Below are 25,744 nucleotides of genomic sequence, written 5' to 3'. Positions count from 1 at the left end.
TTTAATCGGCGGGTGTCGGGGAACCTCATGATTACCGCCGGGGGCCGTTGTGAGCTGCGCAAACGGCCCCTGGGAGAGCGTTGCCGGCGGCCGCTCGGCAGGCGGTGCCGGCGGCCGCTCAACGGGCGTTGAAGTACTTCGCCTCGGGGTGGTGGATCACGATCGCGTCCGTGGACTGCTCGGGGTGCAGCTGGAACTCCTCGGACAGATGGACCCCGATCCGCTCCGGCCGGAGCAGCTCGGCGATCTTCGCGCGGTCCTCCAGGTTCGGGCAGGCGCCGTAGCCGAGCGAGAAGCGGGCGCCCCGGTACTTCAGGGCGAACATGTCCTCGATGTCGGCCGGGTCCTCGCCGGCGAAGCCCAGCTCGCCGCGGACGCGGGCGTGCCAGTACTCGGCGAGCGCCTCCGCCAACTGCACGGACAGACCGTGCAGTTCGAGGTAGTCACGGTAGGAGTTGGCCTCGAACAGCTTGGCCGTCTCCTCGCCGATACGGGAGCCGACGGTGACGACCTGGAGGCCGACCACGTCCGTCTCCCCCGACTCCTCCGGGCGGAAGAAGTCGGCCAGGCACAGCCGGCGGCCCCGGCGCTGGCGCGGGAAGGTGAACCGGGTGCGCTCGTTGCCCCGCTCGTCCAGGATGATCAGGTCGTCGTCCTTGGAGACACAGGGGAAGTAGCCGTAGACGACGGCCGCTTCGAGGAGGTTCTCCGTCTGCAGCCGGTCCAGCAGACCGCGCAGCCGCGGGCGTCCCTCGCTCTCGGCCAGTTCCTCGTACGACGGGCCGTCCCCGGTGCGGGCCTGCTTGAGCCCCCACTGGCCCTTGAACAGGGCGCCCTCGTCCAGCCAGCTCGCGTACTCCTTGAGCTGGATGCCCTTGACGATCCGGGTGTCCCAGAACGGCGGGGCCGGCACGGGGTTGTCGATGGCGACGTCGGAGCGGACGTGGCCCTCCTCCGGACGCTCCTCGACCTCGACGGTGGCCGTGGCGCGGACCCGGCGCTGCTTCAGCTCGGGCAGCTTGGCTCCGGGCACGCCCCGCTTGACGCCGATCAGGGCGTCCATCAGGTGCAGGCCCTCGAAGGCGTCGCGGGCGTAGCGGACCTCGCCGTCGTAGATCTCGTGCAGGTCCTGCTCGACATAGGCGCGGGTCAGGGCGGCGCCGCCGAGGATGACCGGGAAGCGGGCGGCCAGGCCGCGCTGGTTCAGCTCCTCCAGGTTCTCCTTCATGATCACCGTGGACTTGACCAGCAGGCCGGACATGCCGATGACGTCGGCCCTGTGCTCCTCGGCCGCCTCCAGGATCGCGGAGACCGGCTGCTTGATGCCGAGGTTGACGACGTTGTAGCCGTTGTTGGACAGGATGATGTCGACCAGGTTCTTGCCGATGTCGTGCACGTCGCCGCGCACGGTCGCCAGCACGATCGTGCCCTTGCCCTCGGCGTCCGACTTCTCCATGTGCGGCTCGAGATGGGCGACGGCCGCCTTCATGACCTCGGCGGACTGGAGCACGAACGGCAGCTGCATCTGACCCGAGCCGAACAGCTCGCCGACGACCTTCATGCCGTCCAGCAGGGTCTCGTTGACGATGTCCAGGGCGGGACGCTCCTGGAGCGCCTCGTCCAGGTCGGCCTCGAGGCCGTTGCGTTCGCCGTCGATGATCCTGCGCTTGAGGCGCTCCTCCAGCGGGAGGGCGGCCAGTTCCTCGGCCTTGCCGGCCTTCAGGGACTTCGCCGTGGCGCCCTCGAAGAGCTGCATGAGCTTCTGGAGGGGGTCGTAGCCCTCGCTGCGGCGGTCGTGGATGAGGTCCAGGGCGGTGGTGACCTGCTCCTCGTCGAACCGGGCGATCGGCAGGATCTTCGAGGCGTGCACGATCGCCGAGTCCAGGCCCGCCTTCACACACTCGTCCAGGAAGACGGAGTTGAGCAGGATACGGGCGGCCGGGTTCAGGCCGAAGGAGATGTTCGACAGACCGAGCGTGGTCTGGACGTCGGGGTGGCAGCGCTTGAGTTCGCGGATGGCCTCGATCGTCGCGATGCCGTCCTTGCGGGACTCCTCCTGACCGGTGCAGATGGTGAAGGTCAGGGTGTCGATGAGGATGTCCGACTCGAGGATGCCCCAGTTCCCCGTCAGGTCGGCGATCAGCCGCTCGGCGATCTCCACCTTCTTCTCGGGGGTGCGGGCCTGGCCCTCCTCGTCGATGGTCAGCGCGATCAGGGCGGCGCCGTGCTCGCGCGCCAGCTTGGTGACCTTCGCGAAGCGGGATTCGGGGCCGTCGCCGTCCTCGTAGTTCACGGAGTTGATGACCGCGCGGCCGCCGAGCTTCTCCAGACCGGCCTGGATGACGTCGACCTCGGTGGAGTCCAGCACGATCGGCAGCGTCGAGGCGGTGGCGAAGCGGCCGGCCAGCTCCTCCATGTCGGCCACACCGTCCCGGCCGACATAGTCGACGCACAGGTCGAGCAGGTGCGCGCCCTCACGGATCTGCTCCCGGGCCATCTCCACACAGTCGTCCCAGCGGCCCTCGAGCATGGCCTCACGGAACTTCTTGGACCCGTTGGCGTTGGTCCGCTCGCCGATCGCCAGGTAGGAGGTGTCCTGCCGGAACGGCACCGACTGGTACAGGGAGGCCGCTCCCGGCTCCGGGCGCGGGTCGCGTACCGTCGGGGCCATGCCACGCACCCGCTCGACCACCTGACGCAGATGCTCGGGCGTCGTACCGCAGCAGCCGCCGACCAGCGACAGGCCGTACTCACGGACGAAGGTCTCCTGCGCGTCGGCCAGCTCCGGTGCGGTCAGCGGGTAGTGGGCGCCGTCCTTGCCGAGGACCGGCAGGCCCGCGTTGGGCATGCAGGAGAGCGGGATGCGGGCGCTGCGGGCGAGGTAGCGCAGGTGCTCGCTCATCTCGGCCGGGCCGGTGGCGCAGTTCAGGCCGATCATGTCGATGCCGAGCGGCTCCAGGGCGGTCAGGGCCGCACCGATCTCGGAGCCCAGCAGCATCGTGCCCGTCGTCTCGACCGTCACCGACACGATCACCGGGAGGTCCAGGCCGAGGGCCTCCAGGCCGCGGCGGGCGCCGAGGACGGCGGCCTTGGTCTGGAGCAGGTCCTGGGTGGTCTCCACCAGCAGCGCGTCCGCACCGCCCGCGACCAGGCCCTCGGCGTTGCGCTGGTAGGCGTCGCGCAGGGTCGTGTACGGGGCGTGACCGAGCGTGGGCAGCTTGGTGCCGGGGCCCATGGAGCCCAGGACCCAGCGCGGGCGGCCGTCCTTGGCGGTGAACTCGTCGGCGACCTCGCGGGCCACCCGGGCGCCGGCCTCGGACAGCTCGTGGACGCGCTCGGAGATGTCGTACTCACCGAGGGCGGAGTGGTTGGCGCCGAAGGTGTTGGTCTCGACGCAGTCGACGCCCACCGCGAAGTACGCCTCGTGCACCGAGCGCACGATGTCGGGGCGGGTGAGGTTGAGAATCTCGTTGCAGCCCTCGAGCTGCTGGAAGTCGTCGAGGGTGGGTTCCTGGGCCTGGAGCATGGTGCCCATGGCTCCGTCGGCGACCACCACACGCGTGGCGAGCGCCTCTCGGAGCGCGGACGCACGGGTCCGGCTGTCGGCGGAAGGGGTCGGTGGCAACGAGGCCATGAAGGGGCTCCCTATAGTGCGACGGCTGTCGGCTTTGCGACTGTCCCAGCAGGTGGAATGCCGCACGGCGTCAGACTAACCGGGTGTCGTCCTGGATGGGCAGCGGCGTCCACGAGGCGGACTGGGGTGGCGCTCGCGTCACACTCGGGCCACGTGTGATGTAACAGGTGTCGACGGCCCATTAGCGGGAGGTCGGCATGGACCGGTAGTGTTCGACATTGCCGAACGCTGGATAGCAGGACAAAGAACGGTGCACGACCGCGGGCGGCACCGGCGAACGGCACGGCGGCGTTCGCCGGCAGTTCGCCGGCGGCTCGTCGGCAGTCGAAGGGGACGGAGGCAGGACGGCGATGGCACGGAACATCCAGTCGCTCGAACGGGCGGCCGCGATGCTGCGGCTGCTCGCGGGCGGCGAGCGCAGGCTTGGCCTGTCGGACATCGCCTCCTCGCTGGGCCTCGCCAAGGGCACCGCCCACGGCATCCTGCGCACCCTCCAGCAGGAGGGGTTCGTCGAGCAGGACGACACCTCCGGGCGCTATCAGCTGGGCGCCGAGCTGCTGCGCCTGGGCACCACCTATCTGGACGTGCACGAGTTGCGGGCCAGGGCCCTGGTGTGGACCGACGACCTGGCGCGCTCCAGCGGGGAGAGCGTCTATCTGGGGGTCCTGCACCAGCAGGGCGTGCTGATCGTGCACCACGTCTTCCGGCCGGACGACAGCCGGCAGGTGCTGGAGATCGGCGCCATGCAGCCGCTGCACTCCACCGCGCTGGGCAAGGTGCTCTCGGCGTACGACCCGGTGGCGCACAGCGAGGCGCTGGAGACCGAGCGGAAGGCCTTCACCGACCGCACGGTGTCCGACTGGAATGACTTCGAGCATCTCCTCGACCTCACGCGCGCGCGTGGCTACGCGGCCGACGTGGAGGAGACCTGGGAGGGCGTGGCGTCCATCGCCGCACCCATCCACGACCGGCGCCGGATGCCCGTGGGCGCGGTCGGCATCACCGGCGCCGTGGAGCGGTTGCGCCCGGACGGCGAGCTGCGGCCCGAGCTGATCGCGGCGGTGCGCGACTGCGCCCGCGCGGTCTCCAGGGACCTGGGCGCGGGACGGTTCTGAGCGCTCGGCGCACATGTGGGGGTTGACCGGGACGCCGGGCGGCGTTCCGGTTCTCGCCCTACCCTGAGATGGACATATCGGGCAAAAGTCTACGTCCGGGTGCCAAGAGTGATAACTGGCAACGATCAATAACGATCCTGTTTTCGATAACAGAACCCTTGACGCATGCGTAACGCCGAAGCAAGACTCCCGTCCATCGGTCGGCATTGTCGAACACCTACCGGCAATACGCGCTAGAGTGTGACAACGCCAAGGGCCGGCATCGCTCTCACCCCGAGGGCAGCTCGAACCTCCGGAGGGACCCGGGGTTCGGTCCCCTGGACGAAGGACAAAGGAGTCGCGGGTGTCCAGCTCCGACATCTTCATCGGCGAGACCATCGGTACCGCCATACTCATCCTGCTCGGCGGCGGCGTCTGCGCCGCCGTGACGCTGAAGGCCTCCAAGGCCCGTAACGCCGGCTGGCTCGCCATCACCTTCGGGTGGGGCTTCGCCGTTCTGACGGCCGTGTACATCTCCGGACCCCTCTCCGGTGCACACCTCAACCCGGCCGTCACCGTCGCCCTGGCGATCAAGAACAGCGACTGGAGCAACGTCCCGGTCTATCTCGCCGGCCAGCTGCTCGGCGCGATGATCGGCGCGGCCCTGGTGTGGGTCGCCTACTACGGCCAGTTCCACGCCCACCTGACCGACAGGGAGATCGTCGGCGGTCCGGGCGCGCAGGACACGGCGGCCAAGGCCGTCGAGGCGGAGGAGACGGGCGCCGGCCCGGTCCTCGGCATCTTCTCCACCGGTCCGGAGATCCGGAACGTGGTGCAGAACCTGGCCACGGAGATCATCGGCACCGTCGTGCTGATCCTCGCGGTCCTCACCCAGGGCCTGAACGACAAGGGCAACGGTCTCGGCGTCCTCGGCGGTCTGGTCACCGCGCTCGTGGTGGTGTCGATCGGTCTGTCGCTCGGCGGCCCGACGGGCTACGCGATCAACCCGGCCCGTGACCTGGGTCCGCGCATCGTGCACGCCCTGCTGCCGCTGCCCAACAAGGGCGGTTCCGACTGGAGCTACGCCTGGATCCCGGTCGTCGGTCCGCTGATCGGCGCCGCTATCGCCGCAGGCATCTACAACGTCGCCTTCGCGTAGCACAAGCTTCCAAGCACGCGCCGTACGTACTCACACCACGGATCTTTCAGGAGCACACAGTGACCGACGCCCACACCGCAGGCCCCTTCATCGCCGCGATCGACCAGGGCACCACCTCTTCCCGCTGCATCGTCTTCGACCGTGACGGCCGTATCGTCTCCGTCGACCAGAAGGAGCACGAGCAGATCTTCCCGAAGCCGGGCTGGGTCGAGCACAACGCCAACGAGATCTGGACCAACGTCCAGGAAGTCGTGGCCGGTGCCATCGCCAAGGCCGGCATCACCCGGGACGACATCAAGGCCATCGGCATCACCAACCAGCGCGAGACCACCGTGCTGTGGGACAAGAACACCGGTGAGCCCGTCTACAACGCCATCGTCTGGCAGGACACCCGCACCGACGGCCTGTGCCGGGAGCTGGGCCGCAACGTCGGCCAGGACCGCTTCCGCCGCGAGACCGGCCTGCCGCTGGCCTCGTACTTCTCCGGTCCGAAGGCCCGCTGGCTGCTCGACAACGTCGAGGGTCTGCGCGAGCGCGCCGAGGCGGGCGACATCCTCTTCGGCACCATGGACACCTGGGTCATCTGGAACCTGACCGGTGGTGTCAACGGCGGCAAGCACGTCACCGACGTCACCAACGCCTCCCGCACCCTTCTCATGAACCTGCACACCACGCAGTGGGACGAGAAGATCGCCGAGTCCATCGGCGTACCGCTGCAGATCCTGCCCGAGATCCGCTCCTCCGCCGAGGTCTACGGCGAGGTCACCGGCGGCAAGCTGGGCGAGGTGCTCGGCGGCATCCCGGTCGCCTCCGCGCTCGGCGACCAGCAGGCGGCCCTGTTCGGCCAGACCTGCTTCTCCGAGGGCGAGACCAAGTCCACCTACGGCACCGGCACCTTCATGGTGATGAACACCGGTGACAAGATCATCAACTCCTACGCCGGTCTGCTGACCACGGTCGGTTACAAGATCGGCGAGCAGCCGACGGTGTACGCCCTGGAGGGCTCGATCGCCGTCACCGGCTCGCTGGTGCAGTGGATGCGCGACCAGATGGGTCTCATCTCCACCGCCGCCGAGATCGAGACGCTCGCGCTCTCGGTCGAGGACAACGGCGGTGCCTACTTCGTGCCGGCCTTCTCGGGCCTGTTCGCCCCGCACTGGCGTTCCGACGCCCGCGGTGTGATCGCCGGTCTGACCCGGTACGTCACCAAGGCGCACCTCGCGCGTGCCGTCCTGGAGGCCACCGCGTGGCAGACCCGGGAGATCGCCGACGCCATGGTCAAGGACTCTGGCGACGAACTGGTGGCGCTCAAGGTCGACGGTGGCATGACCGCCAACAATCTGCTGATGCAGACGCTCTCCGACGTCCTGGACGCGCCCGTGGTGCGCCCGATGGTCGCGGAGACCACCTGCCTGGGCGCCGCCTACGCCGCCGGCCTGGCCGTCGGCTTCTGGTCCAGCACCGACGAACTGCGCGCCAACTGGCGCCGGGCCGCCGAATGGACCCCCCGCATGGACGCGGAGACCCGCGACCGTGAGTACAAGAACTGGCTCAAGGCCGTCGACCGGACCATGGGCTGGATCGAGGACGAGGACTGAGCTGCCCCACGACAGCTCTGACGAGGAGTAAGTACCCGACATGACCAGTCAGTCCACCCTGAGTTCCGTGCCTGCCCTGGGGACCCACCCGGCCTCCGGCTCCAACCCGAGCCGCGCCGAGACCCGGGAGCAGCTCTCCAAGGCGTCGTACGACCTTCTGGTGATCGGCGGCGGCATCCTGGGCATCTCCACCGCCTGGCACGCCGCGCAGTCCGGCCTGAGGGTGGCTCTGGTCGACGCCGGCGACTTCGCCGGTGCCACCTCCTCCGCCTCCTCCAAGCTGCTCCACGGCGGTCTGCGTTACCTGCAGACCGGCGCGGTGAAGCTGGTGGCGGAGAACCACTTCGAGCGCCGTGCGGTCTCCCGCCAGGTGGCCCCCCACCTGGCGAACCCGCTCACCTTCTACCTCCCCGTGTACAAGGGGGGCCCGCACGGCGCGGCGAAGCTCGGCGCGGGCGTCTTCGCCTACTCCGCGCTCTCCGCGTTCGGCGACGGCGTCGGCCACCTGCTCTCCCCCGCCAAGGCGGCGCAGGACGTGCCCGAGCTGCGTACCGAGAACCTCAAGGCCGTGGCCGTGTACGGCGACGACCAGATGAACGACGCCCGCATGGCGCTGATGACGGTCCGCGCGGCCGTCGAGGCGGGTGCCGTGGTGCTGAACCACGCCGAGGTCACCGGCCTGCGCTTCACCCAGGGCCGGGTGACCGGTGCCGACCTCAGGGACGCAGTCTCCGGCGAGGAGTTCGGTGTCAACGCCCGCCTGGTGCTCAACGCGACCGGCCCCTGGGTGGACCACCTGCGCCGGATGGAGGACCCGAACGCGGCGCCGTCCATCCGCCTGTCCAAGGGCGCACACCTGGTCCTGAAGCGGACCTCCCCGTGGAAGGCCGCGCTGGCGACCCCGATCGACAAGTACCGGATCACCTTCGCGCTCCCCTGGGAGGACATGCTCCTTCTCGGTACGACCGACGAGGAGTACGAGGGCGACCCGGCGGACGTCGCCGTCAACGAGAAGGACATAGCCCAGATCCTGGACGAGGCCGCGTTCTCCGTCCGGGACCAGCAGCTCCGGCGCGACCTGATCACCTACGCCTTCGCCGGTCTGCGGGTGCTGCCGGGCGGCCCCGGCGACACCGCCAAGGCCAAGCGCGAGACCGTGGTGACCGAGGGCAAGGGCGGCATGCTGTCCGTCGCCGGCGGCAAGTGGACGACGTTCCGGCACATCGGCCGCACGGTGATGCAGAAGCTGGAGGCGCTGCCGGGCCACCCGCTGGGCGACGACTTCGAGCCGATCTCCTCGCTGCCGAAGAAGCTGCCGCTGCCCGGCGTCGCCAACCCCCGCGCGGTCGCCCACCGGCTGCTGGTGGACCACCCGGCCCCGGGCCCGCGCATGGCCGCCGACACCGCGAGGCACCTGGCCACCCACTACGGCTCCCTGGCCTTCGACATCGCCCGGATCGCCAACGAGCACCCGGAACTGGCCGAGCGCGTCCACCCCGACGCCCCGGAGATCTGGGCGCAGGTCGTCTGGGCCCGTGACCACGAGTGGGCCGAGACGGCGGACGACGTGCTGCGCCGCCGTACGACGCTGACGATCCGGGGCCTGGCCACGGACGAGGTCCGGGCGAAGGTCCAGGACCTGCTCGACAAGAAGTAGCCGGCACGGCACAGGGGCGGCTCCACCGCGGTGGGGCCGCCCCTTTCGCATGCGGCGAGGGGCATCAATGTCAGTGCCGGGTGCTTCCATGGGGTCATGAACGACGATCAGGTGGATCCGGGCGAACTCGCGGCGCTGCGGGCGGCCTTCGGCGTGGACGACGACGGCGGCGCGTCGGCGCTGGGCTGGGAAGGGGCGCGGGCCTTCGAGGCACGGCACGGGGTGACGCTGCCCGAGCCCTACCGCTCGTTCGTGGCGGAGGTGACCGACGGGTCCGCGCAGGGTCCGCCGCACTACGGGCTCAGCGGGCTGGCCCGGGCGGCCGCGAGCCAGGATCCGGACAAGCCGTTCCCGCTCACCAAAGCGTGGGTGTGGGAGGAGGACGACGGGCCGTACGAGGACCCCGACACCGTGATCGAACAGGTCGCCCACCACGGCTCGCTCGTACTCGGGACCGACGGCTGCGGCATGGACTGGCACCTGATCGTCACCGGCCCGCACCGGGGCCACATATGGCAGATCACCGGTGAGGGCGCGGTGCCGTTCGGCGCGGAGTTCGGGTGTACGAGCGCCCGACCGGGGTTCGCCGGCTGGGTGCGGCACTGGGCGGACTGCAAGGAGTGGTTCGACGGCACGGCCGCATAATGTGCTGAGACATCCGATGTCTGGGCAGGGTGCGGGCGACAGGAGGCCGGTCATGGCAGTCACCGATGAGGCGATCGAGAAGATCAAGGACATGATCGTCTCGGGTGCGCTGCGCCCCGGTGACCGGCTGCCCAAGGAGAGCGAACTCGCGGCCGAGCTGGGCCTGTCGCGCAACTCGCTGCGGGAGGCCGTACGGGCCCTGTCGCTGATCCGGATCCTGGACGTGCGCCAGGGCGACGGCACATATGTCACCAGCCTGGACCCGCAGTTGCTGCTGGAGGCGATGAGCTTCGTCGTGGACTTCCACCGCGACGACACCGTGCTGGAGTTCCTCGCGGTGCGCCGCATCCTGGAGCCGGCCGCGACGGCGATGGCCGCCTTCCGGATCAGCGAGCAGCAACTGGACGCCCTGTCCGCCCAGTTGGACGCGCTGGGCGCCGAGCCCTCGGTGGAGCAACTGGTCGCCGCCGACCTGGAGTTCCACCGCGGCATCGTGCGCGGCGCCGGCAACTCCGTGCTGTGCTCCCTGCTGGACGGCCTGTCGGGCCCGACGACCCGGGCCCGGATCTGGCGCGGCCTCACCCAGGAGGACGCCGTGGGCCGCACCCTGCGCGAGCACCGGGCGATCCTGGCCGCCCTGCGCGACCGCGACGCGGAGGCGGCCCGCTCCTGGGCGACCGTGCACATCGCGAGCGTGGAGCAGTGGCTGCGCAGCACGCTGTGAGGTCCCGGCCAGCCGGGGGTGTTCCGCACGGACGATCGGGGCAGTGATCCGTTCACTCCCCCGTGCAAGGGGGCTGCGGGCGCCCCCGCCGGACGCCGTAAGGTTGGTGAGTCAAGCGAGGGCACGTCGGAAGGAGGCACTGGGTGATCGAGCTGGAGGGGGTTCCCGAGCTGATCGACCCAGTCATGGTGGCCGCGTTCGAGGGCTGGAACGATGCCGGTGACGCCGCCTCCACGGCGGTCGCGCATCTGGAACGCGAGTTCAAGGGCGAGGTGTTCGCGGCGCTGGACGCCGAGGACTACTACGACTTCCAGGTGAACCGTCCCACGGTGTTCATGGATGCCGGAGTGCGCAAGATCACCTGGCCGACGACAAGGTTGTCGGTGGTCCGCGTCGGCGGCGAGAAGCCGCGCGACCTGGTGCTGGTCCGCGGGATCGAACCGTCCATGCGCTGGCGCTCGTTCTGCAACGAGCTGCTGGGCTTCGCGCACGAGCTGGGCGTGGAGCTGGTCGTCATCCTGGGCGCCCTGCTCGGTGACACCCCGCACACGCGTCCGGTGCCGGTCAGCGGGGTCACGTCCGACCCGGACCTGGCCCAGCGGATGGACCTGGAGGAGACCAAGTACGAGGGCCCGACGGGGATCGTCGGCGTCCTGCAGGAGGCGTGCACGCACGCTGGTGTTCCGGCGGTGTCGCTGTGGGCGGCCGTACCGCACTACGTCTCCCAGCCGCCCAACCCGAAGGCCACGCTGGCGCTGCTCAACCGCCTGGAGGACCTGCTGGACCTGCGCATCCCGCAGGGCGAGCTGCCCGAGGACGCGCGCGCCTGGCAGGTGGGCGTGGACCAGCTGGCCGCCGAGGACAGCGAGGTCGCCGAGTACGTCCAGACGCTGGAGGAGGCCCGGGACACCGCGGAGCTGCCGGAGGCGTCGGGTGAGGCGATCGCCCGCGAGTTCGAGCGGTATCTGCGGCGCCGGGACGGGAACCCTCCGGGCGGCCACGCGACGGCCGACGGCGGGGACGGTGGCTCGTTCCGCAGGGACACCCCCGGCGGGAAGAACCGGCCCCCGAAACCGCCCAAGCCGGATGCGGCCGAGGGCGACGACGAGGACGGCTCGGAGGAGTGAGGACACCGGAAGGGGCGGTTCCCGAGGAGGGAACCGCCCCTTCCGCATGCATCGGAACTGCCGGAGCTAGAGCGCCACGCCCAGCAGCGCGTCCACCGCACGCGTGACGACGCCCGGCGCGCCCGTGTCGGTGCCGCCCTGCTCCTCCTGCCTCGCCGCCCAGCGGTCCACGGCCGCGAGGGCGGTGGGGGCGTCGAGGTCGTGGGACAGGGCCTCGCGGATCTCCTCCACCAGGGCGTCGGCCGACGGGCCGTCGGGGCGGGAGACGGCGGCGCGCCAGTGGCCCAGGCGGGTCACGGCGTCCTGGAGGACCTGGTCGGTCCACTCCCAGTCGGCGCGGTAGTGGTGGGCCAGCAGGGCGAGCCGGATGGCGGCGGGGTCGACGCCGTCGCGGCGCAGCGCCGAGACGAAGACCAGGTTGCCCTTGGACTTGGACATCTTCTCGCCGTGCAGGGCGACCATGCCGGCGTGGACGTACGCCTTGGCCATGGGGAACTCGCCGGTCAGCACCTGGGCGTGCGAGGCGCCCATCTCGTGGTGCGGGAAGGCCAGGTCGGAGCCGCCGCCCTGGACGTCGAAGCCCATGCCCAGATGGTCGAGGGCGATGGCCACGCACTCGATGTGCCAGCCGGGCCGGCCCCGGCCGAGGGAGGCGCCGTCCCAGCTGGGCTCGCCCTCGCGGGCCGCCATCCACAGCATCGGGTCGAGCGGGTTCTTCTTGCCCGGGCGGTCCGGGTCGCCGCCGCGCTCGGCGGACAGCAGCCGCATGGCGGCCGCGTCGAGGTTCGAGACCTTGCCGAAGTTCGGGTCGGACTCGACGGAGAAGTAGATGTCGCCCTCGAGCTCGTAGGCCGCGCCGAGGTCACGCAGCCGCTCCACGAGCGGGACGATGCCGGGTATCGACTCCACGGCACCTATGTAGTGCTGCGGCGGAAGCATCCGCAGGGCGGTCATGTCCTCGCGGAAGAGGGCCGTCTCCTTCTCGGCGAGGGCGACCCAGTCGACGTTGTCGCGCTCCGCGCGCTCCAGCAGCGGATCGTCGACGTCGGTGACGTTCTGGACGTAGTGGACCTGCCGCTTGGTGTCGAGCCACACGCGCTGAACGAGGTCGAACGCGTTGTAGGTCGCCGCGTGCCCCAGGTGGGTCGCGTCGTACGGCGTGATGCCGCAGACATAGAGGCGGGCGACGGGACCGGGGTCGAGGGTGACCAGACCACCGGTCGCGGTGTCGTGGATCCTCAGGTCGCGGCCCTGACCAGGCAGGGCGGGGACCTCGGAAGCGGGCCAGGCATGCATGTACATGAGCCTAACCGGCCACGAGCTGCGTATACGAATGGGATCGCGCCGGATGGCCGGTTAGACGGTCTTGTACATCTGCCGCTGTTGTGCTTACACGGGTGGCCAGGGGATCGCCGGCCACTCCCCGCTCGGCTCCGGATGCACCCCCGCGGTGAGCAGCGCCTCGACACGCGCGCGCGTGGCGTCGATCTCGGCTTCCGTGATCAGTACGGTCAGCCGCTCGCCCAGCGGCCCGGCGAGGCCCTCCCGCAGGCCCACCAGGACGTCGACGGCGTCGGAGGTCAGCGGCTCCCCGGCCCAGCCCCACAGCAGGGTGCGCAGCTTGTTCTCGACGTTGAAGGTGACGCCGTGGTCGATGCCGTAGAGCCGGCCGCCGGTGGTGGGCAGCAGATGGCCGCCCTTGCGGTCGGCGTTGTTGATCACCGCGTCGAGGACGGCGAGCCGGCGCAGCCGCTCGTCGTCGGCGTGCACGAGCAGCGCGGTGCGGCCCTCGCCGACGTCGGCGAGGCCGATCGCCTTCCAGCCCGGCTCCGGCTCCTCGGCGTCGACCAGGGCGAGCAGCTCCGCCTCGGCCTGGACGTCGATCCACAGCTGGCACATGCCCTCGCCGTACGGCCCGTCGCGCAGCACGGTCGGCGGGACGAGCCCCCAGCCGGTGGCCTCGGAGACCTCGTAGGCGGCCACCTCGCGGCCCGCCAGGGTGCCGTCGGGGAAGTCCCACAGCGGGCGCTCGCCGGCCACCGGCTTGTACACGCAGGAGGCTTCCCGGCCGTCGTAGGCGATGGTGCAGAACAGCGCGGCGTTCGACGCCTCGCGGATCCGGCCGCGCACGGTCAGCTCACCGCATGCGAGCAGCTCCGCGTCGGCCGTGCCGGCGGGCGCGTCGGTGGGCGTCACGCCCCGCGGCGGTATCCGTTCTGGCGCGGACATACGTGTCCTTCCGGATCGAGCGGGAGGCTGCACAGCGGGCACGGCGGCCGCCCGGCGTTGACGACGTCGAGGGCGCGCTTGGCGAAGGCCCGGGCCTGCGCGCCGGTCAGCCGGACCCGCAGCATCGGGGGCCCGTTCTCCTCGTCCTGGAGCAGGCGCTCCTCGGCCTCGGCGAGGTCCTCCTCGGTGTCGGCCTCCAGCTCCACGAGGGCCTGCGCCTCGACGATCATGCGCTGTTCCTCGCCGTCCCAGGCCAGCGCCATGGTGCCGACGCGGAACTCCTCCTCGACGGGGCTGTCCAGCGGGGCGGTGTCGGCGATCTCGGCGGGCGCGACGGCGGGGACGGCCGCGCTGCCGCCGCTGCGCCGCACGACCTCGTCGAGCAGTTCGTCCATGCGCTCGGCGAGCGCGGCGACCTGGGTCTTCTCCAGTGCCACGCTGGTCACCCGGGAGCCTGCCGTGGCCTGGAGGAAGAACGTACGGCGCCCGGGCAGTCCGACCGTGCCGGCCACGAAGCGGTCCGGCGGGTCGTAAAGGAACACCTGACGGGACACGTCCTGTCTCCATTGGATTCGAGAGCTTCAGCGGTGCCGGCCACGCGCGTACCCGACTGCGGTGGTTCCGACGGGGGTGGATCCGACTGTGGTGGATCGCTTCACCCTACTGCGGCCGACGATCACGGTGCGCCCGCACCACCCCCGACCGGTGCGTCGCCCTCGCCGGTTTCGTCGCCCGGTACCTCGCGCGGGGCGAGGGAGGCGAAGTCCCCGGTGTCGCCGAGGCGGATCAGATAGGGCCTGAGGCGGGTGTAGCGGATCGCGGTGACGGAACAGGGCTCCACGGAGATCCGCTGGAAGAGGTCGAGATGAAGTCCGAGGGCGTCGGCGACCAGGGACTTGATGATGTCACCGTGCGAGCACATCAGATAGACGGCGTCGGCTCCGTGATCGCGCTCCACGCGCGCGTTCCACTCGCGTACGGCCTCGGCGGCACGGGTCTGCATGGCCCGCAGGGACTCACCGCCGGGGAAGGCGGCGGCCGACGGGTGGGCCTGGACGACCTCCATCAGCGGCTCGTCCTTCAGCTCGGCGAGCTTGCGGCCGGACCAGTCGCCGTAGTGGCACTCACCGATCCGGTCGTCGGTGTGGACGCGCAGCTCCGGACGGGCCTCCAGCAGCGGCCGTACGGTCTCCTGGCAGCGTTGCAGGGGGCTCGTGACGACCTCGGCAAGGGGCAGGCCCGCGAGCCTGCCGGGCAGCGCGGCGGCCTGGGCGGCGCCCCGCTCGTCCAGGGTGACGCCTGGCGTCCACCCGGCGAGCACGCCGGAGGTGTTGGCGGTGGACCGTCCGTGCCTTACGAGGATCAGCGTGGGCATGCGGCCCAGGGTAGGCGTATCAGCGCGTGCGCCGCTGAGCGGGCGAAGGGAGAATGCGCTCCGTGATCGTGGACTGCGCCGTCTACCGGCACGGGCACCGCACCGAGGGCCCGGAGGACCTGTCCGACGCGCTGGACGAGGCGCGGGCGGCGGGCGGGTTCGTGTGGATCGGGCTGTACGAGCCGTCGGAGCGGGAGTTCGACCTGGTCACGCGGGAGTTCGGGCTGCATCCGCTGGCCGTCGAGGACGCCCTCAAGGCGCATCAGCGGCCGAAGCTGGAGGTCTACGACGACTCGCTGTTCATGGTGCTGAAACCGGTCGTCTACGAACCCGAGAGCGACACCGTCTCGGCCGGCGAGGTCATGGTCTTCATCGGCGACTGCTTCGTGGTGACCGTGCGCCACGGCCAGGGCTCGCCGCTGGCCGCCGTACGGCACCGGCTGGAGGAGGAGCCGGAGATGCTCGACAAGGGCCCCACCACCGTGCTGTACGCGATCGCCGACGCCACGGTCGACCACTACCTGGAGGTGGCGACGGAGCTGCAGAACGACCTGGAGGAGCTGGAGGCGGAGGTGTTCCAGCCGGAGCGCGGCACCTCGCGGCACACCGCGTCCCGGATCTACACGTTCAAGCGGCAGGTCCTGGAGTTCCGCCGGGCCACCGGCCCGCTGGCGGTGCCGCTGACCCGGCTGGCCGGCCCCGGACCGCTCGGCGGCTCGGTGCCCTTCGTGCACGACAAGGCGCGGCCCTTCTTCCGGGACGTGAGCGACCACCTCGCGCGCGTGAACGAGTCCGTGGAGGCGCTGGACCGGCTGGTGTCCGACGTCCTGTCGGCGCATCTGGCGCAGATGAGCGTGCGGCAGAACGACGACATGCGGAAGATCTCCGCGTGGGCGGCGATGGCCGCGGTCCCCACGATGATCGCCGGTATCTACGGCATGAACTTCGACCACATGCCGGAGCTGCACTGGCTGTGGTCGTACCCGGCGGTGATCCTGGCGATGGGGGCCCTGGAGGTGCTGCTGTACCGCCTGTTCAAGCGGCGCGGCTGGCTGTGAGGCCCGCTCACGCGAACTCGGCCGCGGGGGTCGCGGGTCCGCCCAGAGGGTCGCGGCGCTCGGGCATGCGCAGGGTGGTCATACGGTGCCAGCCGGCGAGGCGTTCGTAGGCGTACACCGCGCGGATGCCGGCGGCAAGCAGCGCGGACCTGGCCCGGGACCAGCCCAGGATGCGGCCCATGCGGGCCATCACGGCGAGGCTGACGTCCCGGTGGACGGCGATCTCGGCGAGCGCGCACGCGCGCAGGGTGCGCTGGATCAGCCGGCCGTGCCCGGCGGCGGCGAACCGCAGCAGTTCCTCGTGGGTGTAGGCGAGGTGGTTGTCCTCGTCGGCGGAGATCATCCGGACGGCTCTGCCGATGTCGGGGTGGTCGGCGAAGTACTTCAGGAGCAGTTCCATCTGCTCGGAGGCGCGCTGTTCGGTGACCCGGCTGTGGGAGAGGTAGACGATGATGTCCCGCTCGCCGAGCGGCTCGTCGCGCCGGAGCCTGTCGTGGGCGAGGCCGATGCCGCGCCGCTCCAGGAGCATCGTGTAGTCGGTCTCGGGCGGTACGGCGACGGGGGTGAGTCCGCGCTTCCTCAGCAGGGCGTTGAAGATGCGGCCGTGCTTGTCCTCGTCGGCTCCGTGGCGGGCGATCTTCGGGGCGAGCGCGCGTTCGCCGCGCGGGACGAGTGCGGCGATCCGGCCGTTCTCCCAGCCGCCCTGGCACTCCCCGCCGGCGGCGATGGAGCAGAAGAGCCGGAAGGACTCGTCGTGGTCGAGGATCTCCTGGAAGAGACTCTTGGCCGAAAGCATAAAACGAGTCAAATGGGAGCAAATAGGGAACGCAACAGCTGTGCACGCCCGCTCGGCCGAAAGGATGACGCCGGAGTCGTAACCACGCGGGGCGGGACGCGTTGTTCCTCATGACGGCCGTGGCGGGGAAGACCCCCGAGCCCCCACCACGGCCGCTGAAGCTCCCTAGGCCAGCCCGGCCCGCTCCAGGGCCTCGCTGCCGGCCCGCAGGGAGGTCAGCCGCTCCTCCAGCGTGAAGCCGGCGGGAGCCAGGCTGAGGGTGGTGACCCCGGCGTCCGCGTAGGCCTTCATCCGGTCGGCGATCCGGTCGACGGAGCCGAGCAGTGTCGTCTTGTCGATGAGGTCCTGCGGAATCGCCGCCGCGGCACCGGCCTTGTCCCCGGACAGGTACTTCTCCTGGATCTCGGCGGCCTCCTTCTCGTACCCCATGCGCCGCGCGAGCTGGTTGTAGAAGTTCTGCTTGGCACTGCCCATGCCGCCGACGTACAGCGCGGTGTAGGGCCGGAAGGTGTCGGCGAGCCGGGCCACGTCCTTGTCGTCACCGACGGCGAGCGGCAGGGTCGGGCAGATGTCGAACCCGTCGAGCGTCTTGCCGGCCTTCGCCCGCCCGGCGCGCAGGTGGGTGACGGTGGTCTCCTCGAGGTGCTCGGCGGACGGGAAGATCACCAACGCCCCGTCGGCGATCTCCCCGGTCTGCTCCAGGTTCTTCGGGCCGATCGCGGCGATGTACAGCGGGATGTGCTCGCGCTGCGGGTGCACGGTCAGCTTGATCGGCTTGCCCGGGCCGCCCGGCAGCGGAAGCGTCCAGTGCTCGCCCTCGTACGTCAGCCGCTCCCGCGTCATCGCCTTGCGCACGATCTCCACGTACTCACGCGTGCGTGCCAGCGGTTTGTCGAACTTGACGCCGTACCAGCCCTCGGAGACCTGCGGACCGGAGACGCCGAGGCCGAGCCGGAACCGGCCGCCGGAGAGCGAGTCGAGCGTCGCGGCGGTCATCGCGGTCATCGCGGGCTGCCGGGCCGGGATCTGGAAGATGGCCGAGCCGACGTCGATGCGCTCGGTCTGGGCGGCGACCCAGCTGAGCACGGTGGCCGCGTCGGAGCCGTACGCCTCGGCGGCCCAGCACACGGAGTACCCCAGCCGGTCGGCCTCCTGGGCCACGGCCAGATTGTCCCCGTCCATTCCGGCACCCCAGTAGCCGAGGTTGATCCCGAGCTGCATGGCCGATTCCCCTTACCCGTGAGTAACGTCCCTGTGGAGGCGACCTTAGCGCGGGGACGGAGATCGGGGGCAGGCGCAGGGCACCTGAAACACCGGCTCGCCGCCCAACCCGGTTATCCACAGGCAACCCACCGCACCGGTTCTGGCCAGTAATCTCGCCCGCATGGAGCAGAGGCATCTCGGCCGTACCGGCCTGCGCGTGTCACGCATCGGTCTGGGCACCCTCACCTGGGGCAGGGACACCGACCAGCACGACGCCGCGGACATGCTGAAGGCGTTCTGGGAAGCCGGCGGATCGCTCGTCGACACCGCGGACGTGTACGGCGACGGGGAGGCGGAGTATCTGCTCGGGCAGCTGATGGACGGACTCGTCCCGCGCCGGGACCTGGTGATCTCCACCAAGGCGGGCAGCGTCCCCGACCCCGACCGACGCTTCGACGGCTCCCGCGGCCATCTGCTCGCCGCGCTCGACGCCTCCCTCGCCCGTCTGGGGACGGACTACGTCGACCTGTGGCACGTGCACGCCTACGATCCCGACACCCCGCTGGAGGAGACCCTCCAGGCCCTCGACATAGCGGTGAGCAGCGGCCGCGCCCGCTACGCCGGCGTCTCCAACTTCTGTGGCTGGCAGCTCGCCAAGGCGGCCACCTGGCAGCTCGCGGCGCCGGGTACTCGGACCCGGCTGGCCAGCACGCAGCTGGAGTACTCGCTGCTCCAGCGCGGTGTCGAGCGCGAGGTGCTGCCCGCCGCGCTGGACCTCGGCGTGGGCCTGCTGCCCTCCTCCCCGCTCGGCCGGGGCGTGCTGACCGGCAAGTACCGGCACACCACTCCCCCGGACTCGCGCGGTGCCTCCGAGCATCTGGCGCCGTTCGTCGAGCCGTATCTCGACGACACCGCGACCCGCATCGTGGACGCGGTGACGACGGCCGCCGACGGGCTCGCGGTGACCCCGCTCCAGGTGGCCCTCGCCTGGGTCCGGGACCGGCCCGGTGTGGCCGCCCCGATCGTCGGCGCGCGCAACGCGCAGCAGCTCACGGCCGCATTGTCAGTGGAGGCCCTTAATCTTCCTGACGAGATCTGCAGGGCGCTGGACGATGTGTCGGCGCCCGTGCACCGCTATCCCGATCACGACTGGAGCACGCTGTGAGCACGGAGCCGGAGACCACGGAGCAGGCCACGCCGGGGACACCGGACACACCCGAGGCCCCGGGCGGCAAGACCACACCCGCGCCCGAGGAGAGCCGTGCGGACGGCGTCGGGGGGAGTCCGGGCGGCGACGAGGGCGCGGGCGACGACGGCGGGGCAGCCGACGGCGCGATCGGGGCCGACGCGGAGCGCAGCGTGGGCGCGGCAAGCAACGACGCTGCTGAAAGCGCAGACGCGAGCGAGGGCGAGGGCAAGACCGGCGCGGACGACAGCGGCGGGGCCGAAGGCGCGAACGGGGCCGACGGTGAAGGCGACGCGGGCGCAGGCGGAGCCGAAGGCAGCACGAGCACCGGTGACGGCGGTGGCGATGCTGGGGCGGCCCAGCTGTCCGAGGCGGAGGCCGAGTTGGCCGCGCAGCGGGTCGAGCGGGAGCGGATCGAGCGGCGCAGGGCCGAGAAGAAGGGGCCGATCGAGAGCGGCGGCAAGCTGAGCGGTACGGCGGCCGATCTGCTCGCGGCGATCCGCGCCGTGGAGGGCGGCGAGAAGCCGGCGGCCACGGTGTTCGCCGAGCCCGCACCGGCCCCGCGCCGCCCGGCGCCGGAGCCCGTACGGCGGCCGCAGCCCACCCCCGCCCCGGCGGCCGTCGCGCCCAGCGCGTCCGCGCCGGAGACGGTCGAGGCCGTCCACCGGGTACTGGCGGAGGGCGGCGCACCCGAGGCCCTCGCCCCGCAGGTGGCGGCCGCGCTCGGCGAGGGCGCCGACAGCGCCCTCCGGGACGACCCCTGGCAGCTGCTGCGCATCGCGGGCGTACGGCCCGACCAGGCCGACGGCTTCGCGCGGGCGCTGCTCGGCGCGGACTGTGGCCCGGACGACGAGCGGCGGGGCCGTGCGGTGACCGTCTGGCTGCTGGAGCAGGCGGCCCTGGCCGGCCACACCGCGCTGGAGCTGCCCACACTCACCACGGCACTGGGCCGGCAGGGCGTACCCGACCCGGACGCGGCGGTGCAGAGCACGCTCGCCGAGGCCGAGGCCCTGGCCTTCCAGGACGCCCTGGAGGACCCCGCCGGCGCCGCTCCCCAGGCGGCGGAGGACGGCGACGACGAGGAAACGGAGCGGCCGGTCCGCGTGCTCGTCGGCCTCGAGCGCTACGCACTGGCCGAGGAGAGCCTCGCCGACGGTCTGGCCCGGCTCGTCAACTCACTGTCCCAGGAGGCCGAGGAGGCCTGGCAGGCGGCCGCCGACGCGGCCTCCGGCGCCGCGGCCCCCGGCGGTGCCGCCGACCTGGTCCGCGCGGTCGCCGGGCACGGCCTGGTGCTGCACACCGGCGGCGAGGCCTCCCGCGCCGAACCGGCGGCGCTGCTCGGCGCCGCCCGCGCCGCCGGCCTGCGGGCCTTCGCCGTCTGCCACACGCCCGACGGCCGCCGTCGCCTGGCCACACTCCAGGGCACGGACGCGGCGGAGCGGAGCGTGGGCACGGTCGCCGGGCTGCTGTCCGGCGCCGAGGGCCCGGGCCGGGACGCGGACGGCGCCCTGGAACTGGACCTGCTGATCGTCCTGGACGCGCCGCAGCTGGACGTGGAGAGCGCGGCGATGCTGGTGGAGTCGCTGCCGGACGGGGCCCGGCTGGTGCTGAGCGGCGACCCGGCGGTGCTGTGGTCGGCCGGTCCGGGCCGGGTCTTCGCCGATCTCATCGCCTCCCGCGCCTGCCCGCAGATCGCCTCGCGCGTCCCCGACCCCGGCCCGATCGGGGAGCTGGTCTCGGGCATCGGCATCGGCGAGCTGAACCAGGTCGACGCCCCCGGCAAGGAGATCGTCATCGTCCCGGTGCGGGACGCGGGCGAGGCGGTGCACCGCACGGTCCAGCTGGTCGCGGACTCGGTGCCGCGCGCGATCGGGATCCCGGCCGACCAGACCGTGGTGATCACACCGGGGCACGGCGGCGCCGCGGGCACCCGCGCCCTCAACACCGCCCTGAAGGAGCGCCTGAACCCCGGCCCCGGCCGCTTCGGCGGCTTCGACCCCGGCGACCGGATCGCCTACGCCCCCGCCCCGGGCCGTACGGTGCCGGGCGTGGTCGTGAAGGCCGACGCCGAGGGGCTGCACCTGACCTGCGAGGGCGCCCCGGTCGTCGTACCGCGCGAGCGGGTGGAGGGCTCCGTACGGCACGGCTGGGCGCTGACCGCGCACCAGGCGGTGGGGGCCCGCTGGCCGGCGGCGGTCGTCGTGCTGCCCGGCGACGCGGCGCAGGCGCTCAGCAGACCCTGGGTGTACACGGCGTTCGGCCGGGCGGAGCGGCATCTGTCCGTGGTCCACGGGGTGGAGCAGGCCCTGCCGAAGGCGGTGGCGGAGACCCTGGCCAAGGCCCGTACGACCCGTCTGCAGACGCTGCTGCGCACGCAGGCGCCGGCCGCCGACTGATCTCCTTCTCCCCGCCACGGCGATCAGCCACCACGGCGGATTCCGGCGGTGCCGTGCCGGTCCCAGGCCCTACGGCACCGCCGGCCGAGGTCACCTCTCCTCGTCCTCGACGAACTCGAGATCGTCCTCCTCGTCGGCGCCTTCCTCTTCGTCTTCCTCGTCGTCGAACACCGCGCTCACGTCGAACCGGCACACCACCCCTTGCGGGTCGATGTGCTCGAACGGCGCCTCCAGCCACTCCCCGGCCTCGGGCGGCTCCTCCGCCGCGGTGACCCACAGCGTGGAGTCGCCCTCCTCCAGGCCGAACTCCTTGTGCCGGGAGGCGATCTCGTCCGGTTCGAACTCGCCGAAGAGGACGCCCAGCGCCCCGGGGACCGTACCGGCCCCGCCCTCGGCGGCGCCGCCGGTCTCGTCGTACTCCGCCGCCTCGACCCGCTGGGCCTGCGCGAGCAGCCGCTGGGGTTCCGCGACTGCGTAGTCGCGGCGGATCAGCACACTGATCGCGTTCGGTTCCTCGGGACCCGCGTACGGCGGCAGCTCCTCCGTACCAGGGATCTCGAAGGGCGTGACCTCGTCGTAGCGGTCGTAGAGCAGCTCGTCGTACACCTCGGCGGCCGCGGCCAGCTGGTTGAACGCCTCGGACACGGCCGGGTCGTCCTCCCCCGACCTGCGTTCGACCGCCGCCAGATGACGGTCGAGGGCGGTCTTGATCGCCTCGGCGGCGGCACGTACCTCGGCAGCGGTGGGCTGCGCAGCATCAGACATAGTGCAGACGCTATCCGTACCGGGCCCCAGCCCGCACAATAGATGCGATGCCGGAATACGAATTTGTCGACGTGTACGTACCTCGCGGGGTCTCCCGCAAGGAGGCCACACGTCTGCTGACCGACCATGCCGAGTACGGACACTGGGAGTTGGACCGACTGAGCCTGATGCGCGACGGCAGCCGCAGGGTGCGGTTGCGCCGACGGATCATCCGCCAGGTGCGAGCCACGTGGTGAGGCCGGGAACATGAACGGAGCGGGCCCCGCCGGCATGGCAGGGCCCGCTCCGTTTTCCGGGCCGTACGGCCCACAGTGCCGTACGGGCCTGTCCGTGCCCGGCGTTGCCCGCTAGGCCGCGGCCCGCGCCTTGCGGTACAGCACCGCGCCCGCGAGCAGCGCGCCCGCGCCGACCGGCAGCGCCAGGCCGAGCGGCACATCGCTGCCGGTGTGGGCGAGCTGGGCCGTGGTCGGCAGTTGGGCGTCACGGCCGCCCTGCTGGTGGACCTGCGTGGACCCGTGGGGCCCGTGGGTCCCTTGCGTCCCCTGTGGCCCGTGGGGCGTGTGACCGCCCTTGCCGGGCGGGGTGGTCGGGCCTCCCGGGTGACCCGGCTGTCCCGGATGACCGGGATGGCCCGGCTGTCCCGGCTGTCCGGGATGGCCAGGCGGGTTGCCGTGGCCGCCCTCACCAGGCGGATTGCCGTAACCGCCCCCCGGCGGCTGGCCATGGTGATCACCGCCGCCGTTGGCGCAGTCGTTGCCCGTGGTGGCGTTGCCCACGCCGATGACGTTCACGCTGTTTCCGCAGACGTTCACCGGGGCGTCGATCGGCGCCTGGATGGTGTTGCCGGAGCCGACGCCGGGCGAGCCGCCGGTGTGGCCGCCCGCGTGCGCGCCCCCGGAGCCGCCGGAGCCGCCCGCCGAAGTGCCGCCGTGGTTGGCGCATTTGTTGCCCACGGACGGGTTGAGCAGTCCGACGACGTTCACGGTGTTGCCGCAGATGTTGACCGGCGCGTGCACCGGGACCTGCACCGTGTTGCCGGACAGTACGCCGGGTGAGCCGGCGGCGGAGCCGGTCGCACCGGCGTCCGCGTGGGCGTAGCCGCTCGCGGCGGCGATCACACCGGTCGCCGCGGCCATTGTCATCAGGCCCTTGCGTGTGCCTTGTCGCATGCTGATTTCCCCCCTGCCTTCGCTTCTGTTCGGAACGAAAAGGCCGGTCGGCCCCGGAGCGCATGGAGCGCGCTCCGGGGCCGACGGCTTGTCACGTACGCCCCCTCAGGGAGCCTGCGTCACTTGTTGATGCAGGTGTTGCCGAAGGCGGGGTTCAGGAGCCCGATCACGTTGATCGTGTTGCCGCACACGTTCACCGGGACGTGGACGGGCACCTGGACGACGTTGCCGGAGATGACACCCGGGGAGTGCACGGCGGCACCCTGAGCACCGGAGTCGGCGACAGCCAGGCCCGCGCCCGCGAGAACCAGCCCACCGGTGGCAGCCGCAGCAGCGACGACCTTCTTGATCATTACTTCCTCCTCGTTGGCAATGCGATCCCAAGGTGCGGGGATCACGTCAGCTGTAACGAGGAGGGAGTAATGGAGCTACGAGCTTATGGTCCGATTCACTCTTCTCAGTCGGTGTCGTACGCGCGCCCGATTACTCCTGGGCAAAGCCTCACGACGCGTCGATGAACCGGTCCAGCACCCGCACGCCGAACCGCAGGCCGTCCACCGGCACCCGCTCGTCCACGCCGTGGAACATGCCGGCGAAGTCCAGCTCCGGCGGCAGCTTCAGCGGGGCGAAGCCGAAGCCGCGGATGCCGAGGTCGTCGAAGGACTTGGCGTCGGTGCCGCCGGAGAGCATGTAGGGGATGGCCTTGGCGGTGGGGTCCTCGGCGAGCAGCGCGGACTGCATGGCCTCCACCAGCGCGCCGTCGAAGCTGGTCTCGACGGCCTTGTCGGCGTGGACGTCCGCGCGCCGGACGTTCGGGCCGAGCAGCCGGTCGAGGTCGCCGAGGAACTCCTCCTCGTATCCCGGCAGGAACCGTCCGTCGATGTGCGCGGTGGCCTCGCCCGGGATGACGTTGACCTTGTAACCGGCGTTCAGCTGCGTGGGGTTGGCCGTGTTGCTCAGGGTCGCGCCGATCAGCTTGGCGATGCCGCCGAGCTTGGCGAGCGTGGCCTCCATGTCCTCCGGGTCCAGCTCGGTGCCGAGCGCGTCGCCCAGCTCGTCCAGGAAGGCCCGGGTGGTCTTGGTGACCCGCACCGGGAACTTGTGCCGGCCGACCCGGGCCACCGCCTCGGACAGCTCGGTGATGGCGTTGTCCCGGTGGATCATGGACCCGTGCCCGGCGGTGCCGGCCACGGTCAGCTTCATCCAGTGCATGCCCTTCTCGGCCGTCTGGATCAGATAGAGCCGGCGCTGCTCGTTCACGGTGAAGGAGAAGCCGCCGACCTCACTGATCGCCTCGGTGACACCCTCGAAGAGGTCGGGGTGGTGGTCGACGAGATACCGGGCGCCGTAGGTGCCGCCCGCCTCCTCGTCCGCCAGGAAGGCGACCACGATGTCCCGCGGCGGCCGTCGCCCGCTGCGCAGCCGGTCGCGCACGACCGCGAGGGTCATGGCGTCCATGTCCTTCATGTCGACGGCCCCGCGCCCCCACACGCAGCCGTCGGCGACCTCACCGGAGAACGGGTCGTGGGTCCAGTCGACGGCGTTGGCCGGTACGACGTCCAGGTGGCCGTGGATCAGCAGCGCGGGCCGGGACGGGTCCTCCCCCTCGATGCGGGCCACCGTCGAGGCGCGGCCCGGGTGGGATTCGTAGATCTTCGGCTCCAGCCCGACCTCGGCGAGCTTCTCCGCGACCCATTCCGCGGCCCCCCGCTCGCCGGGGCCCGAGTGGTCGCCGTAGTTGCTGGTGTCGAACCGGATCAGCTCGCGGCAGAGGTCCACGACCTCGTCCTCGCCGGTGACGCTCCTGGCCGTGTCCGTCTCGCTCACGTGCTTCCTCCCGCTGTCACGACTGGCTGTACCGCCGGGTCGCTCCTGGCTCCCCCGGTGCCCTCATCCTCTCTCCGCCCCCGCCCGCGGCCCAAGACCGGT

General features: G+C 71.4%; 22 protein-coding genes. 11 read left to right on the top strand and 11 right to left on the bottom strand.

Going from position 1 to position 25,744, the window contains the following annotated elements; translation table 11 throughout:
• Positions 1 to 118 precede the first annotated feature (118 nt).
• Positions 119 to 3,634, bottom strand: coding sequence for a methionine synthase (gene metH / locus ACH47Z_RS10325; protein WP_399072653.1), 3,516 nt, complete (start codon positions 3,632 to 3,634; stop codon positions 119 to 121).
• Between the two features lie 350 nt (positions 3,635 to 3,984).
• On the opposite strand from metH, the gene ACH47Z_RS10320 reads away from it, so the two are divergent.
• The 7 genes from ACH47Z_RS10320 (at position 3,985) to ACH47Z_RS10290 (ending at position 11,638) form a co-directional block, all read left to right on the top strand.
• Positions 3,985 to 4,749, top strand: a complete 765-nt coding sequence (locus ACH47Z_RS10320; RefSeq protein WP_399072651.1) for an IclR family transcriptional regulator — start codon at positions 3,985 to 3,987, stop codon at positions 4,747 to 4,749.
• Between the two features lie 343 nt (positions 4,750 to 5,092).
• Positions 5,093 to 5,887, top strand: coding sequence for an MIP/aquaporin family protein (locus ACH47Z_RS10315; RefSeq protein ID WP_399072649.1), 795 nt, complete (start codon positions 5,093 to 5,095; stop codon positions 5,885 to 5,887).
• Between the two features lie 59 nt (positions 5,888 to 5,946).
• On the top strand, positions 5,947 to 7,485 hold the full coding sequence (gene glpK, locus ACH47Z_RS10310; RefSeq protein ID WP_399072647.1) for a glycerol kinase GlpK: 1,539 nt from the start codon (positions 5,947 to 5,949) through the stop codon (positions 7,483 to 7,485).
• Positions 7,486 to 7,525: 40 nt separating this feature from the next.
• Positions 7,526 to 9,142 (top strand): FAD-dependent oxidoreductase, encoded by a 1,617-nt coding sequence (locus ACH47Z_RS10305; RefSeq protein ID WP_399072645.1) that lies wholly within the window; start codon positions 7,526 to 7,528, stop codon positions 9,140 to 9,142.
• A gap of 96 nt (positions 9,143 to 9,238) precedes the next feature.
• Entirely contained in the window at positions 9,239 to 9,787 is a 549-nt protein-coding gene (locus ACH47Z_RS10300) for an SMI1/KNR4 family protein (protein WP_399072643.1), read from the top strand.
• Positions 9,788 to 9,839: 52 nt separating this feature from the next.
• On the top strand, positions 9,840 to 10,511 hold the full coding sequence (locus ACH47Z_RS10295; protein WP_399072641.1) for a FadR/GntR family transcriptional regulator: 672 nt from the start codon (positions 9,840 to 9,842) through the stop codon (positions 10,509 to 10,511).
• A 143-nt stretch (positions 10,512 to 10,654) separates the two neighbouring features.
• Positions 10,655 to 11,638, top strand: coding sequence for a PAC2 family protein (locus ACH47Z_RS10290; RefSeq protein ID WP_399072639.1), 984 nt, complete (start codon positions 10,655 to 10,657; stop codon positions 11,636 to 11,638).
• 66 nt (positions 11,639 to 11,704) lie between these two features.
• Here the strand turns inward: ACH47Z_RS10290 and mshC are convergent, their stop codons facing one another.
• The 4 genes from mshC to ACH47Z_RS10270 all read right to left on the bottom strand — a co-directional run bounded on the left by mshC (position 11,705) and on the right by ACH47Z_RS10270 (position 15,242).
• Positions 11,705 to 12,934 carry a cysteine--1-D-myo-inosityl 2-amino-2-deoxy-alpha-D-glucopyranoside ligase gene (gene mshC / locus ACH47Z_RS10285; protein WP_399072637.1) on the bottom strand — a complete coding sequence of 410 codons (1,230 nt, stop codon included), beginning with the start codon at positions 12,932 to 12,934 and terminating at the stop codon, positions 11,705 to 11,707.
• 93 nt (positions 12,935 to 13,027) lie between these two features.
• Positions 13,028 to 13,867: an SCO1664 family protein gene (locus tag ACH47Z_RS10280; protein ID WP_399072635.1), complete on the bottom strand. Its 840-nt coding sequence runs from the start codon at positions 13,865 to 13,867 to the stop codon at positions 13,028 to 13,030.
• The gene (locus ACH47Z_RS10275) at positions 13,831 to 14,421 is read right to left on the bottom strand and encodes a DUF3090 domain-containing protein (protein WP_399072633.1); all 591 of its coding nucleotides are present in this window, start codon (positions 14,419 to 14,421) and stop codon (positions 13,831 to 13,833) included. Before ACH47Z_RS10275 ends, ACH47Z_RS10280 begins: the two co-directional genes overlap by 37 nt.
• Before the next feature lie 122 nt (positions 14,422 to 14,543).
• Entirely contained in the window at positions 14,544 to 15,242 is a 699-nt protein-coding gene (locus tag ACH47Z_RS10270) for a histidine phosphatase family protein (RefSeq protein WP_399072631.1), read from the bottom strand.
• A gap of 62 nt (positions 15,243 to 15,304) precedes the next feature.
• On the opposite strand from ACH47Z_RS10270, the gene corA reads away from it, so the two are divergent.
• The gene (gene corA / locus ACH47Z_RS10265; protein ID WP_399072629.1) at positions 15,305 to 16,300 is read left to right on the top strand and encodes a magnesium/cobalt transporter CorA; all 996 of its coding nucleotides are present in this window, start codon (positions 15,305 to 15,307) and stop codon (positions 16,298 to 16,300) included.
• Positions 16,301 to 16,307: 7 nt separating this feature from the next.
• On the opposite strand, the gene ACH47Z_RS10260 is transcribed toward corA, so the two are convergent.
• Together ACH47Z_RS10260 and ACH47Z_RS10255 are read right to left on the bottom strand one after the other, a co-directional pair.
• The gene (locus ACH47Z_RS10260; protein WP_399072626.1) at positions 16,308 to 17,096 is read right to left on the bottom strand and encodes a ferritin-like domain-containing protein; all 789 of its coding nucleotides are present in this window, start codon (positions 17,094 to 17,096) and stop codon (positions 16,308 to 16,310) included.
• A gap of 165 nt (positions 17,097 to 17,261) precedes the next feature.
• Entirely contained in the window at positions 17,262 to 18,317 is a 1,056-nt protein-coding gene (locus ACH47Z_RS10255) for an LLM class F420-dependent oxidoreductase (protein ID WP_399072624.1), read from the bottom strand.
• Between the two features lie 163 nt (positions 18,318 to 18,480).
• Between ACH47Z_RS10255 and ACH47Z_RS10250 the strand changes: the two genes are divergently transcribed.
• The gene (locus ACH47Z_RS10250; protein WP_399072622.1) at positions 18,481 to 19,464 is read left to right on the top strand and encodes an aldo/keto reductase; all 984 of its coding nucleotides are present in this window, start codon (positions 18,481 to 18,483) and stop codon (positions 19,462 to 19,464) included.
• Positions 19,461 to 21,881 carry a helix-hairpin-helix domain-containing protein gene (locus ACH47Z_RS10245; RefSeq protein WP_399072620.1) on the top strand — a complete coding sequence of 807 codons (2,421 nt, stop codon included), beginning with the start codon at positions 19,461 to 19,463 and terminating at the stop codon, positions 21,879 to 21,881. Before ACH47Z_RS10250 ends, ACH47Z_RS10245 begins: the two co-directional genes overlap by 4 nt.
• Before the next feature lie 90 nt (positions 21,882 to 21,971).
• Here the strand turns inward: ACH47Z_RS10245 and ACH47Z_RS10240 are convergent, their stop codons facing one another.
• Positions 21,972 to 22,646, bottom strand: a complete 675-nt coding sequence (locus ACH47Z_RS10240; protein ID WP_399072618.1) for a hypothetical protein — start codon at positions 22,644 to 22,646, stop codon at positions 21,972 to 21,974.
• 47 nt (positions 22,647 to 22,693) lie between these two features.
• Here ACH47Z_RS10240 and ACH47Z_RS10235 point away from each other — a divergent pair, with 47 nt between their 5' ends.
• A complete protein-coding gene (locus tag ACH47Z_RS10235) occupies positions 22,694 to 22,882 on the top strand; it encodes a DUF5703 family protein (RefSeq protein WP_046732800.1) in 189 nt (62 codons plus the stop codon).
• Between the two features lie 111 nt (positions 22,883 to 22,993).
• Here the strand turns inward: ACH47Z_RS10235 and ACH47Z_RS10230 are convergent, their stop codons facing one another.
• The 3 genes from ACH47Z_RS10230 to ACH47Z_RS10220 form a co-directional block, all read right to left on the bottom strand.
• On the bottom strand, positions 22,994 to 23,815 hold the full coding sequence (locus tag ACH47Z_RS10230; RefSeq protein ID WP_399072616.1) for a chaplin: 822 nt from the start codon (positions 23,813 to 23,815) through the stop codon (positions 22,994 to 22,996).
• 119 nt (positions 23,816 to 23,934) lie between these two features.
• Positions 23,935 to 24,168: a chaplin ChpH gene (gene chpH / locus ACH47Z_RS10225; protein ID WP_067050615.1), complete on the bottom strand. Its 234-nt coding sequence runs from the start codon at positions 24,166 to 24,168 to the stop codon at positions 23,935 to 23,937.
• 148 nt (positions 24,169 to 24,316) lie between these two features.
• Complete coding sequence (locus ACH47Z_RS10220; RefSeq protein WP_399072613.1) at positions 24,317 to 25,642, bottom strand: M20/M25/M40 family metallo-hydrolase; 1,326 nt, start codon at positions 25,640 to 25,642, stop codon at positions 24,317 to 24,319.
• Positions 25,643 to 25,744 lie beyond the last annotated feature (102 nt).

The sequence above is a fragment of the Streptomyces sp. NPDC020192 genome (assembly GCF_044388685.1).
Lineage (GTDB): Bacteria > Actinomycetota > Actinomycetes > Streptomycetales > Streptomycetaceae > Streptomyces.
The sequence above is the reverse complement of the archived record's forward strand: the minus strand, read 5'-3'. Positions and strand labels throughout refer to the sequence as shown.

Bases quoted from the DNA above. Each gene is read 5' to 3' on its own strand.
- metH (WP_399072653.1), bottom strand. From the start codon at position 3,634: ATGGCCTCGTTGCCACCGACCCCTTCCGCCGACAGCCGGACCCGTGCG.
- ACH47Z_RS10320 (WP_399072651.1), top strand. From the start codon at position 3,985: ATGGCACGGAACATCCAGTCGCTCGAACGGGCGGCCGCGATGCTGCGG.
- ACH47Z_RS10305 (WP_399072645.1), top strand. From the start codon at position 7,526: ATGACCAGTCAGTCCACCCTGAGTTCCGTGCCTGCCCTGGGGACCCAC.
- ACH47Z_RS10300 (WP_399072643.1), top strand. From the start codon at position 9,239: ATGAACGACGATCAGGTGGATCCGGGCGAACTCGCGGCGCTGCGGGCG.
- ACH47Z_RS10295 (WP_399072641.1), top strand. From the start codon at position 9,840: ATGGCAGTCACCGATGAGGCGATCGAGAAGATCAAGGACATGATCGTC.
- mshC (WP_399072637.1), bottom strand. From the start codon at position 12,934: ATGCATGCCTGGCCCGCTTCCGAGGTCCCCGCCCTGCCTGGTCAGGGC.
- ACH47Z_RS10280 (WP_399072635.1), bottom strand. From the start codon at position 13,867: ATGTCCGCGCCAGAACGGATACCGCCGCGGGGCGTGACGCCCACCGAC.
- ACH47Z_RS10270 (WP_399072631.1), bottom strand. From the start codon at position 15,242: ATGCCCACGCTGATCCTCGTAAGGCACGGACGGTCCACCGCCAACACC.
- ACH47Z_RS10260 (WP_399072626.1), bottom strand. From the start codon at position 17,096: ATGCTTTCGGCCAAGAGTCTCTTCCAGGAGATCCTCGACCACGACGAG.
- ACH47Z_RS10255 (WP_399072624.1), bottom strand. From the start codon at position 18,317: ATGCAGCTCGGGATCAACCTCGGCTACTGGGGTGCCGGAATGGACGGG.
- ACH47Z_RS10250 (WP_399072622.1), top strand. From the start codon at position 18,481: ATGGAGCAGAGGCATCTCGGCCGTACCGGCCTGCGCGTGTCACGCATC.
- ACH47Z_RS10240 (WP_399072618.1), bottom strand. From the start codon at position 22,646: ATGTCTGATGCTGCGCAGCCCACCGCTGCCGAGGTACGTGCCGCCGCC.
- ACH47Z_RS10235 (WP_046732800.1), top strand. From the start codon at position 22,694: ATGCCGGAATACGAATTTGTCGACGTGTACGTACCTCGCGGGGTCTCC.
- ACH47Z_RS10230 (WP_399072616.1), bottom strand. From the start codon at position 23,815: ATGCGACAAGGCACACGCAAGGGCCTGATGACAATGGCCGCGGCGACC.
- chpH (WP_067050615.1), bottom strand. From the start codon at position 24,168: ATGATCAAGAAGGTCGTCGCTGCTGCGGCTGCCACCGGTGGGCTGGTT.